This is a genomic window from Roseovarius arcticus (genome assembly GCF_006125015.1).
Taxonomy (GTDB): Bacteria; Pseudomonadota; Alphaproteobacteria; order Rhodobacterales; family Rhodobacteraceae; genus Roseovarius; species Roseovarius arcticus.
Window position 1 is genome coordinate 3557554 of record NZ_SZZN01000001.1, and the last position, 17404, is coordinate 3574957.

General features: G+C 58.4%; 15 protein-coding genes. 8 read left to right on the forward strand and 7 right to left on the reverse strand.

Going from position 1 to position 17404, the window contains the following annotated elements:
• The first annotated feature begins 2 nt into the window (after nt 1-2).
• The 4 genes from mnmG to MK6180000_RS17015 all read left to right on the forward strand — a co-directional run bounded on the left by mnmG (nt 3) and on the right by MK6180000_RS17015 (nt 4203).
• Nucleotides 3-1880 carry a tRNA uridine-5-carboxymethylaminomethyl(34) synthesis enzyme MnmG gene (mnmG, locus tag MK6180000_RS17000; RefSeq protein ID WP_171054676.1) on the forward strand — a complete coding sequence of 626 codons (1878 nt, stop codon included), beginning with the start codon at nt 3-5 and terminating at the stop codon, nt 1878-1880.
• A gap of 5 nt (nt 1881-1885) precedes the next feature.
• On the forward strand, nt 1886-2485 hold the full coding sequence (gene rsmG, locus MK6180000_RS17005; protein ID WP_138935822.1) for a 16S rRNA (guanine(527)-N(7))-methyltransferase RsmG: 600 nt from the start codon (nt 1886-1888) through the stop codon (nt 2483-2485).
• Nucleotides 2478-3287, forward strand: coding sequence for a ParA family protein (locus MK6180000_RS17010; RefSeq protein ID WP_138935823.1), 810 nt, complete (start codon nt 2478-2480; stop codon nt 3285-3287). The genes rsmG and MK6180000_RS17010 overlap by 8 nt, the downstream gene beginning before the upstream one ends.
• 70 nt (nt 3288-3357) lie before the next feature.
• The gene (locus tag MK6180000_RS17015; RefSeq protein WP_246040621.1) at nt 3358-4203 is read left to right on the forward strand and encodes a ParB/RepB/Spo0J family partition protein; all 846 of its coding nucleotides are present in this window, start codon (nt 3358-3360) and stop codon (nt 4201-4203) included.
• A gap of 6 nt (nt 4204-4209) precedes the next feature.
• On the opposite strand, the gene hemW is transcribed toward MK6180000_RS17015, so the two are convergent.
• The 3 genes from hemW to rph are packed head-to-tail and all read right to left on the reverse strand — an operon-like array spanning nt 4210 to nt 6677.
• A complete protein-coding gene (hemW, locus tag MK6180000_RS17020; RefSeq protein ID WP_138935825.1) occupies nt 4210-5367 on the reverse strand; it encodes a radical SAM family heme chaperone HemW in 1158 nt (385 codons plus the stop codon).
• Nucleotides 5360-5968 (reverse strand): RdgB/HAM1 family non-canonical purine NTP pyrophosphatase, encoded by a 609-nt coding sequence (rdgB, locus tag MK6180000_RS17025; protein WP_138935826.1) that lies wholly within the window; start codon nt 5966-5968, stop codon nt 5360-5362. The genes hemW and rdgB overlap by 8 nt, the downstream gene beginning before the upstream one ends.
• A complete protein-coding gene (gene rph, locus MK6180000_RS17030; protein WP_138935827.1) occupies nt 5961-6677 on the reverse strand; it encodes a ribonuclease PH in 717 nt (238 codons plus the stop codon). Before rph ends, rdgB begins: the two co-directional genes overlap by 8 nt.
• Before the next feature lie 118 nt (nt 6678-6795).
• Here rph and hrcA point away from each other — a divergent pair, with 118 nt between their 5' ends.
• Complete coding sequence (gene hrcA, locus MK6180000_RS17035; protein ID WP_138935828.1) at nt 6796-7860, forward strand: heat-inducible transcriptional repressor HrcA; 1065 nt, start codon at nt 6796-6798, stop codon at nt 7858-7860.
• A gap of 12 nt (nt 7861-7872) precedes the next feature.
• On the forward strand, nt 7873-8433 hold the full coding sequence (locus MK6180000_RS17040; RefSeq protein WP_138935829.1) for a nucleotide exchange factor GrpE: 561 nt from the start codon (nt 7873-7875) through the stop codon (nt 8431-8433).
• Between the two features lie 60 nt (nt 8434-8493).
• On the opposite strand, the gene mutS is transcribed toward MK6180000_RS17040, so the two are convergent.
• Nucleotides 8494-11145: a DNA mismatch repair protein MutS gene (gene mutS, locus MK6180000_RS17045; RefSeq protein WP_246040561.1), complete on the reverse strand. Its 2652-nt coding sequence runs from the start codon at nt 11143-11145 to the stop codon at nt 8494-8496.
• Nucleotides 11146-11290: 145 nt separating this feature from the next.
• Between mutS and MK6180000_RS17050 the strand changes: the two genes are divergently transcribed.
• Nucleotides 11291-13546, forward strand: a complete 2256-nt coding sequence (locus tag MK6180000_RS17050; RefSeq protein ID WP_138935830.1) for an NADP-dependent malic enzyme — start codon at nt 11291-11293, stop codon at nt 13544-13546.
• Between the two features lie 13 nt (nt 13547-13559).
• Here the strand turns inward: MK6180000_RS17050 and MK6180000_RS17055 are convergent, their stop codons facing one another.
• From MK6180000_RS17055 to MK6180000_RS17065, 3 genes are all read right to left on the reverse strand, one after another.
• Nucleotides 13560-14429: a DMT family transporter gene (locus MK6180000_RS17055; RefSeq protein WP_138935831.1), complete on the reverse strand. Its 870-nt coding sequence runs from the start codon at nt 14427-14429 to the stop codon at nt 13560-13562.
• An 86-nt stretch (nt 14430-14515) separates the two neighbouring features.
• Nucleotides 14516-14803, reverse strand: coding sequence for an HU family DNA-binding protein (locus MK6180000_RS17060; RefSeq protein ID WP_138935832.1), 288 nt, complete (start codon nt 14801-14803; stop codon nt 14516-14518).
• A gap of 121 nt (nt 14804-14924) precedes the next feature.
• Nucleotides 14925-16403, reverse strand: coding sequence for an AMP nucleosidase (locus tag MK6180000_RS17065; protein WP_138935833.1), 1479 nt, complete (start codon nt 16401-16403; stop codon nt 14925-14927).
• A gap of 95 nt (nt 16404-16498) precedes the next feature.
• Here MK6180000_RS17065 and MK6180000_RS17070 point away from each other — a divergent pair, with 95 nt between their 5' ends.
• Entirely contained in the window at nt 16499-17356 is an 858-nt protein-coding gene (locus tag MK6180000_RS17070; RefSeq protein WP_138935834.1) for an SDR family oxidoreductase, read from the forward strand.
• Nucleotides 17357-17404 lie beyond the last annotated feature (48 nt).

A 17404-nucleotide genomic window follows, 5' to 3' on the forward strand; every position in this document is an offset into this window, starting at 1 on the left:
GAGTGTTTCACGTGAAACATTGCGATTTTGATGTTTTGGTCATCGGTGGCGGGCATGCAGGCGCGGATGCTGCGCATGCATCCGCACGTACTGGTACAAGAACAGCGCTGATCACTCTGTCTCGCAACAGTATTGGCGTCATGTCATGCAATCCGGCAATCGGCGGTCTAGGCAAAGGCCACCTGGTGCGCGAAATTGATGCGCTTGATGGTGTTATGGGGCGCGTTGCAGACGCGGCGGGTATCCAATTTCGCCTTTTGAATCGCCGAAAAGGTCCTGCAGTCCAGGGCCCTCGAGCTCAGGCCGACCGTCACATTTACCGGATGAAGATGCTCGCTGAACTGGAAGCGCAAGAGAACCTTACGATCATTGAGGGCGAAGCTGCTGACTTTATGATGCGAAGTGGCAGCGTCTGCGGTGTGGTTCTCGCCGACGGCTCCGAGGTAGCGAGCAAAGCAGTCGTTCTGACGACGGGCACTTTCTTGCGGGGCGTTATTCACATCGGCGATGTCTCGCGACCTGGCGGGCGATTGGGCGACAAGCCTTCGGTGAAGTTAGCCGAACGTCTCGACAGTTTTGACCTCAGAATGGGACGGTTGAAAACTGGCACTCCGCCGCGGCTTGACGCGCGGACGATCAACTGGGATTGCCTTGAATCGCAGCCGGGTGACTCTGAGCCAGTGATGTTTTCGTTTCTGTCGAAAGGCGTCCAGGCTCGTCAGATCTCCTGCGGCATTACCCACACGAATGAGAATACGCATGAAATTATTCGTGCGAATCTTGAACGATCCGCGATGTATGGAGGGCAGATAGATGGAGTCGGACCGCGATACTGCCCATCTATCGAAGATAAAGTGGTACGGTTCGCCGACAAAACGTCGCATCAAATTTTCTTAGAACCGGAAAGCCTGACTGATCATTTGATCTATCCAAACGGCATTTCAACATCCCTGCCCGAGGATGTGCAGGTTAAGTATGTCCGATCGATCCATGGACTTGAGAATGCAGAAATTCGTCAGCCGGGGTATGCTATCGAATACGACTACATCGATCCGCGCGTTTTAGATGCCAGCCTCATGGTTCGGGACGTGCCCGGGCTATATCTTGCCGGCCAAATCAATGGAACTACAGGGTACGAAGAGGCAGCCGCGCAGGGGCTGGTGGCTGGTCTAAATGCGAGTTTGGCTGCATCGGGGCAGGCGCCTGCGCTTTTTAGTCGGTCCAGCAGCTACATCGGGGTCATGATTGATGATCTTATAACCCGTGGCGTTAGCGAACCCTATCGAATGTTCACATCACGAGCCGAGTTCCGGCTGTCGCTGCGCGCAGATAATGCCGACCAACGATTGACTGGTCAGGGGATATCGTGGGGCTGCGTTTCGGACGTGCGCCGTATCGTGTTTGATCGCAAAATGGCAGACCTCAACTCTGCACGCAACCTAATCACGGAACATACGTATACTCCTCAGCAACTGTTGGCGCTCGGGCTGAAGATCAATCAAGATGGGAGCAGACGGAATGGCTATCAGGTTCTTTCTCTTCCAGAAGCCAAATTTGAACATTTGATCCGACTCAATCCAAAGCTCGATGAGATTGAGGATGAGGTCCGGTCGCAGTTAGAAAAAGATGCGCTCTACTCAACTTACATCGCGCGGCAGGAGCGGGACGTAGCGCTGATGCGTCGGGATGAGGCGCATGTAATTCCCAAAAGCTTCGATTATCAAGTCCTTGACGGACTTTCGAACGAACTGAAGGTAAAGTTGCAGGCAGTTCGCCCGGCGAATTTGGCTCATGCTGCGCGGATTGACGGAATGACCCCAGCGGCCCTTACTTTGCTTCTTACTAGATTGCGATCGGGTGATCGGGTGCGGGCGGTGTGAGTTCTATGCTGGATAATGTTTCACGTGAAACATTAGACCGACTGCGCGCGTTGGAAAACATAACGCTTAAGTGGACAAAAAAGATCAACCTTATATCCCGTGAAAGTGCGGAAATGCTGTGGGAGCGGCATATTTTGGATTCGATCCAAGTATACAGAATAGCACCTAGCCAGATTGATCACTGGGCAGATTTGGGGTCCGGCGGAGGATATCCTGGCCTCGTCGTGGCAATTCTTGCTCACGCTACAAACGCGCCGCCGCGGATTACTCTTGTCGAGAGTGACGAACGGAAATGCGCTTTCTTGCGCGCGGCACTACGGGAGGTTGGGGTGGTTGCGACCGTAATTAATGACCGAATTGAAGCAGTCCCACCGTTGACTGCGGATATTCTGTCGGCCCGCGCACTGGCGGATCTGCCTACTTTGTTGGCGTATGCAGAACAGCATCTGGCCGCGAACGGAACTGCAATTTTTCCAAAGGGCGCGCAGTGGGAAAATGAGCTTAACACCGCAAGAACTGAGTGGAAGTTTGATTGCACTGCGACTAAAAGTGAACTGAAAGCTGACGCCGCGATTCTCAGCATTAAAGGAGTGTCCCGTGTCTGATTTAGCCCGCCCATACGGGCCACGAATTATAGCGGTCGCAAACCAGAAAGGTGGAGTCGGTAAGACGACCACGACAATAAATCTTGGCGCGGCCTTGGCCGAACAAGGTTTGCGCGTACTGATCGTCGATCTGGACCCACAGGGAAATGCGTCGACGGGTCTTGGGATTGAGGTGGATGATCGCGAGTTTACGACGTACGAGTTGTTGCTCGAAGATATCGACCTAGGGCAGGTCGTACAGCCCACCAACAGAGAAAATCTGATGATAATCCCAGCAACGGTTGATCTTAGCTCTGCTGATATCGAGCTGATTTCGAACGAAAAGCGCAGCTTCCTTCTGCATGATGCATTGCGCCAGACAGCAATGGATCGCTACGATCTCGATTATGTGCTCATCGATTGCCCGCCATCACTTAACTTGTTGACCGTAAATGCGATGGTGGCCTCTCATTCGGTCTTGGTACCGCTACAGAGCGAATTTTTTGCGCTTGAGGGGTTGTCACAGCTCATGTTGACGATCAGGGAGGTACGTCAATCGGCCAATCCAAATCTGCGGATCGAGGGTGTGGTCCTGACGATGTTCGATGCGCGAAATAATCTATCAGGCCAGGTTGAGCGGGACGCTCGGGAAAACCTTGGCGATTTGGTTTTTAAGACGATGATACCCAGAAACGTTAGGTTAAGCGAAGCACCGTCATATGCGATGTCCGTGCTGGAATATGACTCGCAGTCACGCGGCGCGAACGCTTATCGCGCGCTGGCAAAGGAATTGGTCAAAAACAGGACGCCGGTGGCGGCTTAGACAAGGGGCAGAACAATTGGCTGACAAGGGACAAAAACAACGGGGATTGGGCCGTGGCCTATCCGCATTGATGGCAGACGTGAATGATCGGTCGGACCTGAGCGCGTCTGCTCCGCGTGCCCCAGATATGATGGTCCCGGTCGAACAGGTGGTCGCAAACCCTGATCAGCCGCGCCGTCGGTTCGACGCTGATTTGCTGGATGACTTGGCGGCGTCGATCAAAGAAAAAGGGATCATTCAGCCCTTAATCGTCCGAAGAAAGGGCGACGGTTACGAGATTGTCGCCGGTGAACGGCGGTGGCGCGCCGCACAGAAGGCGGGCCTACATCGCATTCCAGTAGTCATTCGCGATTTTGACGATACCGAAGTCTTGGAAATCGCGATTATCGAGAATATCCAGCGCGCTGACCTAAACCCCGTCGAAGAAGCGGCTGGATACGTCCAGTTGATGAACAAATTCGGTCACACTCAAGAAAAGCTAGCAGAAGCACTGGGCAAGAGCCGGAGCCATATCGCGAACACGATGCGGCTGATGCAATTACCTGAGGCTGTTCAGACGTTCGTAACCGAAGGCAAGCTGTCAGCGGGGCACGCGCGCAGCCTAATCACGGCGAAGGACCCCATCGCACTCGCCAAGAAGGTAATCGCTGGCGATCTATCGGTACGAGATACCGAGAAATTGGTTCGAAAGGCAGCCGCGGTCCCCTCAGATAATGATAGCACCAGTCGCAAACCGGCCCGGAAAGTCTCCGAAAAGACGGCTGATACTCGCGCGTTGGAAGGTGATTTGTCAGCTAACCTAGGGATGAAGGTCTCGGTTGATCATCAAGATGGTGAAGAAAGTGGCGTTATTACAATTACTTACAAGACGCTTGATGAGCTTGATGAGCTTTGCAGAATTTTGACGACGGGTTAGCACTGTTTAGTCTGGCAAAAGCTCGGTAATCACCGCGTTTAACACCATGCGCCCTTTTGGCGTCGCCGCAATTGTTACGCCATCGGTACGGATCATCCCTAACGCAGCAAGGTCCTCGATCTTTGTGGCGTTCAACTCCGCCCCTGCAAGATCACGATAGCGCTTCAAGTCGATCCCGCCCTCGATGCGCAGCCCCATCATCAAATACTCGCCGGCCTGGTCTTTGGGGGCGATTGCGAAGCGGGGCTTTTCCGTCAGGCCGTTGTCGCTACGAGGTAGCCACGCTGCGGGATGAGCATACGCCTCGGTTGCCCATCGCGTGTCATCGAGGGTCAGCCTCCCATGCGCGCCAGGGCCAATTCCGATATAATCCCCATGACGCCAATAGATCATGTTGTGCCTTGATTCCCCGCCCTTTGCAGCGTGGTTTGACACCTCATATGCTGGCATTCCGGCAGCCTCACACAACTCTTGCGTCGCCTCGAACATATCCACGGCCAGATCGTCGGTGGGCAATCCTTTAAGCCCGCCGGCGTCAAAGCGGGCACCGAACGCCGTGCCCGGCTCAATCGTCAGCTGATAAAGTGATAGGTGGTCGACGGCCATGGCCAGCGCTTGAGACAGTTCGCTGCGCCAATCGGCCAGTGTCTGGTCCTGCCGCGCATAGATGAGATCAAAGCTGACGCGGTCAAACTGAGCGCGCGCTACGTCAAAGGCGGCGCGTGCCTCGGATGCTGTGTGAATACGGCCAAGACGCCGCAAGTCTGTATCGTTAAGCGCTTGGATCCCCATAGAAATACGGTCCACGCCAGCGGAGGCATAGCCCGCGAATCTGCCCGCCTCGACCGAACCGGGGTTGGCTTCAAGCGTGATCTCCAAGTCGTTGGCAAGTGTCCAGTGTTGCCGGACCCGGTCGAGAATGGCGTGGACTGTCTCGGGCGGCATCAAGCTGGGCGTACCGCCGCCGAAGAAAACAGAGTTCAGCACGCGTCCTTGGGTTAATTCTGCGTAACGATCAATCTCGCGCAGAAAGGCATCACGCCAAGCTGCGTGGTCGACATCGTTACTAACGTGGCTGTTAAAGTCACAATACGGGCATTTGGCGGCGCAGAACGGCCAATGCAGATACAGGCCAAAGCCGCCAAGGCGCCAATCCTCAGTCAAGGCAGCCCTTCACAAACTTGGCAAACGCATCTGCCCTATGGCTGATGCGGTTCTTTTCAGCCGGGTCCATCTGGGCAAAGCTAACATCGTACCCTTTTGGTTGGAATATTGGATCGTATCCGTGCCCGTTATCCCCGCGCATCGGCCAAATGATCTTGCCCTCCGCCGTACCGGGAAAAATCTCGTCGTGACCATCAGGCCATGCGAGGGCCAATGTGCAGCAAAATCGTGCTGTCCACGGTTGCGGCGTATTCGATAAAACCAGCTTGTCATGCGCCTTAGTCATTGCCATGGCAAAGTTGCGGCCAGTCGGTGTCTCTGCCCAGTCAGCGGTATAGACACCAGGCGCGCCATTCAGCGCATCGATCTCAATACCCGAATCGTCGGATAGCGCCGGTAGGCCAGTGGCCTGCGCGGCGGCGTGCGCCTTGATCCGGGCGTTTCCAGCAAAGGTGGTTTCAGTTTCTTCCGGTTCAGGCAAACCGCGATCGGCGGCGCCGACCACAGTGATGCCATAGGGACGCAAAAGATCAGCGATCTCGGCCAGTTTGCCCGCGTTATGCGTGGCAACCAGCAGGGTATCGCCGGTCAGCTTACGCATTGACAGCGGCCAGTTGCAGCGCGGCCAATTCGCCGACGCCCTTTTCAGCCAGATCCATAAGCTGATTCATCTGCTCGCGGTTGAACGTCGCGCCCTCAGCCGACATCTGGACTTCAATCAGCTTGCCCGACTGGGTCATGATGAAATTTCCGTCGACGCCAGCTTCGCTATCCTCGGGATAATCCAGATCAAGGACAGTTTGCCCGGCGTAGAGGCCGCAAGACACGGCGCCGACCGGATCGATCAGCGGATCGGATGTGACTTCGCCGGTCTTCATCAGCTTGTTTACCGCCAGCTTTAGCGCGACCCATCCACCAGTGATTGACGCGCAACGTGTGCCGCCATCGGCCTGAATGACGTCGCAATCAACTGTGATCTGGCGCTCGCCCAATGCCACACGGTCAATGCCTGCGCGCAAAGACCGCCCGATTAGTCTCTGAATCTCTACTGTGCGACCGCCCTGCTTGCCTGCTGTCGCCTCGCGGCGCATGCGCGACGTGGTCGAGCGGGGAAGCATCCCGTATTCCGCCGTGACCCATCCCAGACCCGACCCCTTAATAAAGGGTGGCACCCGGTCCTCGATGGTGGCTGTGCACAGAACGTGCGTGTCGCCAACGCGGATCATGCACGACCCTTCGGCATGTTTCGTGACGCCCGTTTCGATTGAAACGGCGCGCATTTCGCTTAACTCTCTACCAGAGGGGCGCATGACTAATCCTTTATGTCGGTTGCCCGCGGGAATACAGGTGGCCGGGCCGGGATGGCAACCCCGATTGACCGCACGCACCGCAGCCTCTTAGATAGTCCAGCAAGGCGAGGAGCCATTCATGACTGACGCGCGGAAGCTGCTGGAGGAGATGAACGAGCGCTCGCGCGAGGTTTTTCGCCGCGTAGTGGAGGGATATTTGCTGACCGGCGCACCCGTTGGATCACGCAGCCTTACGCGCGATATGAGCGAAAAGATCAGCGCCGCAACCGTGCGCAACGTCATGCAGGATCTAGAATATATGGGTCTGCTCGACAGCCCCCATATCAGCGCTGGCCGCGTGCCCACGCAAAGCGGCCTGCGCATGTTCGTCGATGGCCTGCTTGAGGTTGGCGATCTGCAAAGCGCGGACCGCGCTTTGATGGACAGCACGATGTCGTCAAACTCCACGGATGTTGCTGGCGTCTTGGACCGCATTGGTCAGACATTGTCTGGGGTCACCCAAGGTGCATCGCTGGTCTTGGCGCCAAAGCATGAGGCGCCCATCAAGCATATCGAATTCGTCAGCCTGGGCCATGATCGTGCCTTGGTGGTGCTGGTCTTTGGCGACGGGCACGTAGAAAACCGCATCTTTACCCCGCCGCCGGGGCAGACACCCAGCTCAATGCGGGAGGCGGCGAACTTCCTAAATTCGTTGGTTGAGGGCCGCACACTTAGCGATGTGCAGACTGTGATCGCCAGCCAGATCAACGCGCGCCGACAAGAGATCGACCAGTTGGCTCACGCGATGATCGAAAGTGGCCTCGCCGTTTGGGCGGGCGAGGGTGAGGGGCCAGAACGCCTCATTGTTCGGGGCCGGTCGCATTTGCTGAACGCGAGTACCGATGAGGTCGATCTGGAGCGTATCCGCACCCTTTTTGACGACTTGGAGCGTAAGCGAGACATCGCTAACTTCCTCGAACTGACGGATGAGGGCGAGGGGGTTCGCATCTTTATTGGCTCTGAGAACAAACTTTTCTCACTTTCGGGTTCCTCTTTGGTGGTCTCTCCTTATATGAACGCAGACCGGAAGATCGTCGGCGCCGTGGGGGTCATTGGACCCACTCGGCTGAACTACGGGCGCATCGTTCCGATCGTGGATTATACGGCGCAGCTGGTGGGCAAGCTGATCGCCGATAGAAGTTGAAGGGCTTATAAAATGGCAGAGCGCGAAAACGAAGATTTCCTTGACGATATCGAACAGGCCGAGGCCGAGGCGTATCACGAGGAAATGACAGAGATTTCCGATGAGGACGCCGAGCTGGACACCGTCCGCGCCGAACGCGACGCGTTTCACGACAAATTCCTGCGGGCGCTGGCTGACGCCGAAAATGCGCGCAAGCGTGCCGACAAGGACCGCCGCGAGGCCGAAAATTACGGTGGCTCTAAACTGGCGCGCGATTTGCTGCCAGTTTATGACAACATGAAGCGCGCCGTAGATTCCATTAGCGAAGACCAGCGCGAGGCGAATGCCGCGCTGATTGAGGGGATTGAGCTGACAATGCGCGAGCTGATCAGCGTCTTTGCCAAACATGGCGTACGCATCGTGTCGCCGCAGGTGGGCGACCGATTCGACCCGCAACACCATGAGGCGATGTTCGAAGCGCCGCTGCCCGGCACCAAGGCTGGCGAAATCATACAGGTCTCGGCAGAAGGCTTCATGCTGCACGATCGCATTTTGCGCCCGGCGCAGGTGGGCGTGTCATCAATGCCAAGTTAGACTAGCCTAAGGACGCTGTGAAACGTTAACGCCACGGATAAGTTTTCGTGGCGTTTCGCGTTATTCAGTGCCGCTTTGTGGTAGTTTTGACTTTAACTCATAAATTAGCGCCAGTGCGTCGCGGGGGCTTAGCTCATCCGGTAACACCGCGCTCAGCGCCGTCTCAATCTCGGACGGGCCCCGGGGCGGGATCGGCGGCGCCATCGGGCGGGACGAGAATAACGGCAGATCGTCGATAAGCGCCTCCCGCGCACTGCCGCCCTCGCGTTCGCCGCGCTCCAGCGCATCCAGCACGACGCGCGCGCGGTTGATCACCGCCGTCGGCAGTCCGGCCAATTTTGCGACTTGCACCCCGTAGGACCGGTCGGCCGCGCCGCGCCGCACCTCATGCAGGAAAATGACGTCGCCCTCATGTTCTTTCACCGCCACGGTCGCATTGTCGACGCGGGCCAGCTTATCGGTCAGGTTTGTAAGCTCATGATAATGCGTAGCAAATAACGCGCGGCAGCCATTTACTTCGTGCAAATGCTCCAGCGTGGCCCATGCGATTGAAAGGCCGTCATAGGTGGCGGTGCCGCGACCGATCTCGTCCAGAATAACCAGCGCGCCTGCATCGGCCTGATTGAGGATCGCAGCCGTTTCGACCATTTCGACCATGAAGGTCGAGCGTCCGCGCGCCAGATCGTCGGATGCGCCGACACGGCTGAACAGTTGGCTGACGATGCCGATATGCGCGGTGGTCGCAGGCACAAAACTGCCCATCTGAGCCAACAGCGCTATCAATGCATTTTGCCGCAAAAAGGTAGATTTGCCTGCCATGTTCGGACCGGTCAGCAGCCAGATGTCAGTCGCACCTCCAAGGTTGCAATCGTTGGCGACGAATGGCCCGCCCCCTTGGGTGCGAAGCGCCTGCTCCACTACGGGATGCCTTCCGCCCGTGATGGCCAGAGCGCGGCTGTCATCGACCTTTGGGCGGCACCAATTTGCCTCTATCGCCAGATCGGCCAGTGCCGTGGTTAGATCCATCTGGGACAAGGCCCGCGCAACTTGGGTCAATACAGGCGCCTCAGCCAAAGTAGCGGACTTAAGCCCTTCATAGAGACGCTTTTCAATCTCAAGCGCGCGTCCGCCCGCGTTCAGAATGCGCGTTTCCATCTCAGAAAGTGGAATTGTGGTAAAGCGCACTTGGTTGGCAGTCGTCTGGCGATGTTTGAACGTATCGCTATGCGGTGGCGAAAGCATTTTTTCCGCATGAGTCGCGGTGACTTCGATGAAGTAGCCCAATACATTGTTGTGCTTAATCTTGAGGGTCGAGATGCCCGTCTGCTGCGCATATTCGGCCTGCATCTTGGCGATGATGCCGCGACCCTCATCGCGCAGTTGCCGCGCCTCGTCCAACTCGGCGTCATGCCCCTCGGCTATGAAGCCACCGTCGCGGATCAGCAGAGGCGGCTCGGCAACCAAAGACTGATCCAGTAACGTCATAAGGGCGTCATGGCCGATCAAATCCTTGGCCTGATCCGCTAGAGCGTCCGGCAGATCAAAGCCCTCCATCAGTCTCGCAATCTCTTCTGCTCCTTCCAGCGCATTGCGTATCGCGGCCAGATCGCGGGGTCCGCCCCGGTCCAGCGCCAGACGTGACAACGCGCGATCAAGGTCGGGCACCTTACGCAGGTGGGCGCGCAAATCGGCCCGGAATCGAGACTGTTCAACGGCGAAACTGATCATGTCGAGGCGGGTTTGTATGATATCAAGGCTTCGCGATGGGCTGGACAGGCGCCGCTCAAGAAGGCGGCCGCCGCCTGCAGTCACGGTACGATCCATGACCGATAGCAGTGATCCGGCGCGTCCGCCCGACAGCGCATAGGTCAGTTCCAGATTGCGGCGTGTGGCCGCGTCGATCTGCATAACGCCCGCCAGATTTTCACGTTGGGGCGGCTGCAAAAGGGGCAGTTTCCCTTTTTGCGTGATTTCCAGATATTCAACGACTGCCCCCATCGCCGCGACTTCGGCCCGCTCAAACGTGCCGAACGCATCCAGGGTTTGAACGCTGAACAGCGCGCAGAGCCGTTTACTTGCGCTGCCGCTATCAAAGGCGGAGCGACCAAGTGGCGTCATGGATGCACCTGATTCAGTCACTACGCTGGCAATTTCTTCGCCTACGCCATCGACGACCAGTACTTCACTGGGGCTGAGCCGGGCCAGCTCCGGCCCGATCCGCGCGGGCGGCAATGACAACACATGCAGGGCCCCGGTGGATATGTCGGTCCACGCCAGCGCATGCTCCCCGCGCACCTCGGCGATGGCGGCAAGGTAATTGTGGCGCCGCGCCTCCAGCAGCGATTCCTCGGTAAGCGTGCCGGGCGTGACCAGCCGGACGACACCGCGCTTGACCACCGATTTCGACCCGCGCTTCTTGGCCTCCGCAGGGTTTTCTAACTGCTCACAGACAGCGACGCGAAACCCCTTGCGGATAAGGGTCAACAGATACCCCTCGGCCGCATGAAATGGCACACCGCACATGGCGATATCCTGCCCCAGATGCTTGCCCCGTTTGGTCAGCGCGATATCCAGCGCCTCGGCGGCGGCGGCGGCATCGTCAAAGAACAGCTCATAGAAATCGCCCATGCGATAGAACAGGAGGGCGCCGGGATACTCGGCCTTAATCTCTTGGTATTGTGCCATCATTGGCGTGACTGTGTCGCTGGTCATGAAAGGCCCCCATCGCTGGCGCGAACCTACAAACCATCGCCCAGCGGCGAAAGCCCCAATGCTCGCTACCCGCGCGCAGAACTGTTGAGGCGTCGCCGATAGCCAGCTATGCAGGGATAAACGCATTTTCAGGACGCATCCGCACATGGCAAATCCCAAATTCACCCCCGAAGAGGCGCTGGCATTTCACCTAGAGCCGACACCGGGCAAGTTCGAGATCACCGCGACCGTGCCGATGACCACCCAGCGCGATCTGAGTCTGGCGTATTCGCCGGGCGTCGCTGTGCCATGTCTCGCTATTCAGGAAAACCCTGAGACGGCATATGACTATACGAACAAGGGTAATCTCGTCGCCGTCATCTCGAACGGTACGGCTGTTCTGGGCCTCGGTAACCTGGGTGCGCTTGCGTCCAAGCCGGTGATGGAAGGCAAGGCAGTGCTGTTCAAGCGGTTTGCCGATGTGAACAGCATCGACATTGAGCTGGATACCGAAGATGCCGACGCATTTTGCAATGCCGTTCGCCTGATGGGGCCGACATTTGGCGGTATCAACCTTGAGGATATCAAGGCGCCTGAGTGTTTTATCATTGAGCAGCGGCTGAAAGAGGAAATGGACATTCCGGTGTTCCACGACGACCAGCACGGCACGGCTGTGATCTGCGCCGCTGGGTTGATTAATGCGCTGCATCTGTCGGGCAAGAAGATCGGGGATGTGCGTATCGTGTTGAATGGTGCGGGCGCGGCGGGCATCGCCTGCCTTGAATTGCTGAAGACAATGGGCGCGCGGCATGAGAACACTATGATGTGTGACACAAAAGGCGTGATCTATCAGGGCCGCACCGAGGGCATGAACCAATGGAAATCGGCCCACGCGGTGGTGACGGACCGCCGCACGCTGGCCGATGCGATGAAGGATGCCGACGTGTTTCTAGGCGTGTCCGCCAAGGGCGCAGTGACGCAGGATATGGTCGCTAGCATGGCGCCGGATCCGGTGATTTTTGCCATGGCAAACCCTGATCCCGAGATCACGCCCGAAGAGGCACACGAGGTGCGCCCCGATGCGATCGTCGCCACCGGGCGCAGCGACTACCCCAACCAAGTGAACAACGTGCTCGGATTTCCCTACCTTTTCCGCGGCGCGCTGGATGTCCATGCCCGCGCGATCAACGACGAGATGAAGATCGCCTGCGCCGAGGCGCTAGCCGCGCTTGCACGCGAGGATGTGCCGGACGAAGTGGGCATGGCCTACGGACGCAAGCTATCCTTTGGCCGTGATTATATCATTCCCGCTCCTTTCGATCCGCGGCTGATCCACGTGATTCCGCCAGCCGTGGCGCGCGCTTGCATGGATACCGGGGCTGCGCGGCGGCCAATCGTAGATATGGAGGCATATGAGGCGTCGCTAAAGGCGCGGATGGATCCGACTGCCAGCATAATGCGGCTGATCAGCGCGCGGGCGCGTAATGCGCAGGCGAGGATGATCTTTGCCGAGGGCGATGATCTGCGCGTGCTGCGCGCGGCCGTTCAGTACCAACGTGCAGGCATGGGCAAGGCGCTGGTCGTTGGCCGCGAGGCCGATATTAAGGCAAAGCTGGAGGGCGCCGGTATGGCTGACGCCGTCGCAGAGCTGGAGGTCGTAAATGCGGCCAACACCCCGCATTTGGAAGAATATCGCGCGTTCTTATATGGGCGGCTTCAACGTAAGGGCTTCGACAGGCATGACATTCACAAACTTGCCTCGCGCGATCGGCATGTCTTTGCTGCGCTGATGCTGGCGCATGGTCACGGGGATGGTCTTATCACAGGCGCCACGCGCAAGTCGGCGCATGTGCTGAAGTTGATTAACCACGTATTTGACGCCGATTCCGAACATGGCGTCGCGGGTGTCACTGCGGTGATGCACAAAGGCCGAATTGTTTTCGTCGCCGATACATTGGTGCAAGAGTGGCCGGATGAAAACGATCTGGCCGACATCGCTGAGCGCGCGGCGACCGTCGCGCGCAATCTGGGGCTGGAGCCGCGCGTCGCATTCGTCAGCTTTTCGACGTTCGGCTATCCGCGCAGCGAGCGGGCCGAAAAGATGCACCGCGCCGTCACTGTACTGGAGGCACGGGGTGTCGATTTCGAATTCGAAGGCGAGATGACGGTGGATGTAGCGCTGAATACCTCCGCGCAGGAGGCGTATCCGTTTCAGCGCCTGTCAGGCCCAGCCAACATTCTGGTGATGCCCGCGCGGCACTCGGCCTCGATCTCGGTCAAGCTGGTACAGGAAATGGCAGGCGCGACCGTGATCGGCCCAATCCTGTCGGGTTTGGACAAGTCGGTGCAGATCTGTTCATCCAGTTCGACGGCGACGGATATTGTGAACATGGCTGTGCTGGCCGCGTGCAGGGTAGGGTAGGGCGCGCGTGCCGCTAAGCCTTAGACCGGCGCGATAGCTGCACTGCAAGAATACCGGCCATAATAATCGCGACGCCGATCAGGTCCGTGGGATGCAACGCTTCGCCCAGCACGGCGGCGGCGATTGCGACGCCAAGGAACGGATTAAGAAAGTGAAACGTGGCGGCGCGAGTGGCAGTGATCCGCTGAACCAGCTTGAACCACAGCAGCGTCGCACCGAGGCCAGGCACCAACAAGGTCCAGACAAACGCGGCGATCAGTGTCCATGACCATTCGACAATCAGCGTTTCGGTGGCAAAAGCCACGACTGATAGAATTGCGCCACCAATCAGCATCTGTAGGCCGACCACCATCATGAAATTACCGCCCGACGTCGCGCCCTTGACGCTGAGCGTCGCAACGGCCAGCGCGGCGGCGCCTATGATGCAAAGGGTCAGGCCATACAAGTCGACCCCGCCGGAAAACCGCGTGCCCATCACCAAAGCGACACCTGTGAATCCGGCAAAAAGACCGAAAAGCGCCAAAGGCTTCAGCCTTTCGCCGAGGAACATCCAAGAGGCAAGTGCAACGAGCAGCGGCATGGTGGAGGCGATGATGGCCGCCAGTGACGCCTCAATTGTCTGCATCGCGACAAAGTATAGCCCGAGATAGAGCGCGTTCTGGCAAATCCCCAGAATGATACAGGCGCGCCATTGAGGCCGGGTCAAGCGCCAAGTCTGGCCCAATATCCGGGCGATCACGACGGCGAGTATGCCCGAAATGATGAACCGCAGCGCCAGCGCGCTAACGGGCGGCGCCGCCGCCACGATGATCCGGGCCGAAGTGAACGCGCTGGACCACATCACGGCAAAGCAAACGCCCATCACGATACTGCGCAGATCCATCGTCGGCTTACCCTTAACTGCAACCACCCAAATGCAAAAGGGCCGCCTAGTGGCGACCCTTTCGGAAACTCATGCAAGATGCAAGATCAGCCGTTGACGCTGTCTTTCAGTGCCTTGGCGATGGTCATCTTGACGACCTTGTCGGCATCCTTTTTGATCTGCTCGCCCGTGGCGGGGTTGCGGACCATACGCTCGGGACGCTCACGGCAATAGATCTTGCCGACGCCGGGCAGTGTGACGGCGCCGCCGCCGGACACTTCGCGTGTGATGACGCCAATAATTGAATCGAGCGCAGTGCCCGCTGTCTTCTTGTCGCTACCCATTTCTTCGGCCAGTGCGGCCACGAGCTGGGTCTTTGTCATCGGTTTCGCCATCGGGTGATCTCCTTAATACTGCCCGTTCATTGGGCCTCACGATAAGGTGTAACGTCATTTTAATGGGCATTACAACGTATACTGGCGCAGTGAACGTGAATTATGGGCAAAAATGTGCCTGTCAAAGAAACGCGGTTTCGTCAAAGGCGCGCAACTTGCGGCTGTGCAGCCTATCGAGAGGCATTTCTGACAATGCCTCCATCGCGCGAATTCCGATCATCAGGTGGCGGGCGACCTGATCGTTATAGAACTCACTGGCCATGCCCGGCAGCTTCAATTCACCGTGTAACGGCTTGTCCGAGACGCACAAAAGCGTCCCGTATGGTACGCGAAACCGAAACCCATTGGCGGCGATGGTCGCGCTTTCCATGTCCAGCGCGATTGCGCGGCTCTGGCTAAGGCGGCGCACCGGGCCAGATTGATCGCGCAATTCCCAGTTACGATTGTCGACGCTGGCGACGGTGCCGGTGCGCATAATACGTTTTAGCGCAAACCCCTCTAGCTGGGTGACATCCTCGACCGCCTCCTCCAGCGCTATCTGGATTTCGGCCAGCGCGGGAATCGGCACCCATGTGGGCAGATCCGCATCCAACACGCCATCCTCGCGCAGATAGGCATGGGCCAGCACATAATCGCCCAGACGCTGCGAATTGCGCAAACCGGCGCAGTGGCCGACCATGATCCAAGCGTGCGGGCGCAGCACCGCGATATGATCGGTCGCCGTCTTTGCATTGGATGGGCCGATGCCGATATTGACCAGCGTGATGCCGGACCCATCGGGTTTCTTCAGATGATAGGTAGGCATTTGCGGCATCTTGGTGGGCGCATCTATTGGCGTGTCCGGTGATGTGATCTCGGTATCGAATGTAGAGACGAAGCTGGTGTAGCCGCTTGCCGGATCGGCCAGCGCGCTGCGGGCGTATGTTTCAAACTCGGATACGTAGAACTGGTAATTGGTGAACAATACATGGTTCTGGAAATGCGCGGGCGAGGTGGCGGTGTAGTGCGCGAGCCGGGCTAGTGAATAATCTACGCGCTGTGCCGTAAATGGCGCTAGGGCTGCGGCGCCGTCCGGCGTGCGCTTGGCCAGGCCATTGATGATGTCGTCGTCCATCGTGCCGAGGTTTGGCACATCAAACACGTCGCGCAGGGTGAACCCGGCAGCGCCCTCGTGCGGTACGGTCATGCGCGCATCCTGCGCGACCGCAAAATGTACAGGCATCGGCGTGCGGGATGCCGCAATGAGGATCGGCACACCGTGATTTTCCAGCAGTAAATCGAGTTGTTGGATCAGATAGTTGCGAAACAGGTCAGGCCGCGTCACCGTCGTTGCGTATGTGCCCGGCCCCGCGACATGCCCAAAGGCCAGCCGCGTGTCGATCCCGGCAAAGCTGGAGGTGGTCAGGCGAATTTCGGGATAGAACGCCCGGATGCGATGTGTCGGCGCCGGGCCGGGAAGCGCGGCCTTGAAACCAGCGCGCAGAAAATCCACCGCCTGATCGTAGAGCATGCAGAGATGATCGACCGCCGGTTTGGCTTCGGTGAACGCTCGTGCTGGCAAAGCCGGAGGGCTGCTGATCGTCTCGTCACTGGCTTGCATTTTGCCCTCTTCATTATTGCCCGTACTGGTGCGACGGCAGGATGCACGGCCCTGCCGCCCTTGCCAAGCGTATAGGCGCGGCGCATATCGGGGACATGACAAAGACGCTTCTTTCCTTCGGTCACGGCTATTCGGCCCGCGCGCTAAGCGATGTTCTGCAAGCGGAGGGTGGATGGCGCGTTATCGGCACAACGCGCAGCGCAGAAAACGTGGATGCGGTGCGCGCCAGTGGGGCCGAGCCACTGATATGGCCCGGCGATGATTTGCGTCTGGTGCTTAAGGCGGCGACGCATCTGCTGATTTCCGCCGGACCGGGCGAGGGCGGCGATCCTGTGCTGGCAGCGATTGCAGACGGCATCGCGCGTGCCGCGCCGCATCTGGAATGGGCAGGGTACCTGTCGACGACCGGCGTTTATGGCGATCACGATGGCGGCTGGGTCGATGAGCAGACACCCCTTGCCCCGACCACGCAGCGCGGCAGGCTGCGGCAAGAGGCCGAAGCCGCGTGGCAGGCTATCCCAGCGCTGCCGCTGCATATCTTTCGCCTTGCCGGCATATACGGGCCGGGCCGCGGCCCCTTTGCCAAGGTACGGGCCGGGCGGGCGCGGCGCATTATCAAGCCGGGCCAGGTGTTCAGCCGGATCCATGTCGACGATATTGCGCAGGTGCTGGCTGCATCGATGCATGCGCCCGATCCCGGTGCGATCTATAACCTGTGCGATGACGATCCGGCCCCGCCGCAAGACGTAATCGGTTTCGCGGCCAAGCTGCTTGGTTTGCCTATTCCAGAGGCTGTGGCATTTGAGGATGCCGAGATGTCGGAAATGGCACGCAGCTTCTACGCGGAATCCAAGCGGGTCAGAAATGACCGGATAAAGGATGAGCTAGGCGTTCGCCTGCGCTATCCCAGCTATCGCGAGGGGCTGGCTGCCATGGCCAAGGTCGGCGGCTAGCTCTGTCCGCCTGCGCGCAGCAAGCCTTGCCAATCCTGCCCTGCCCCT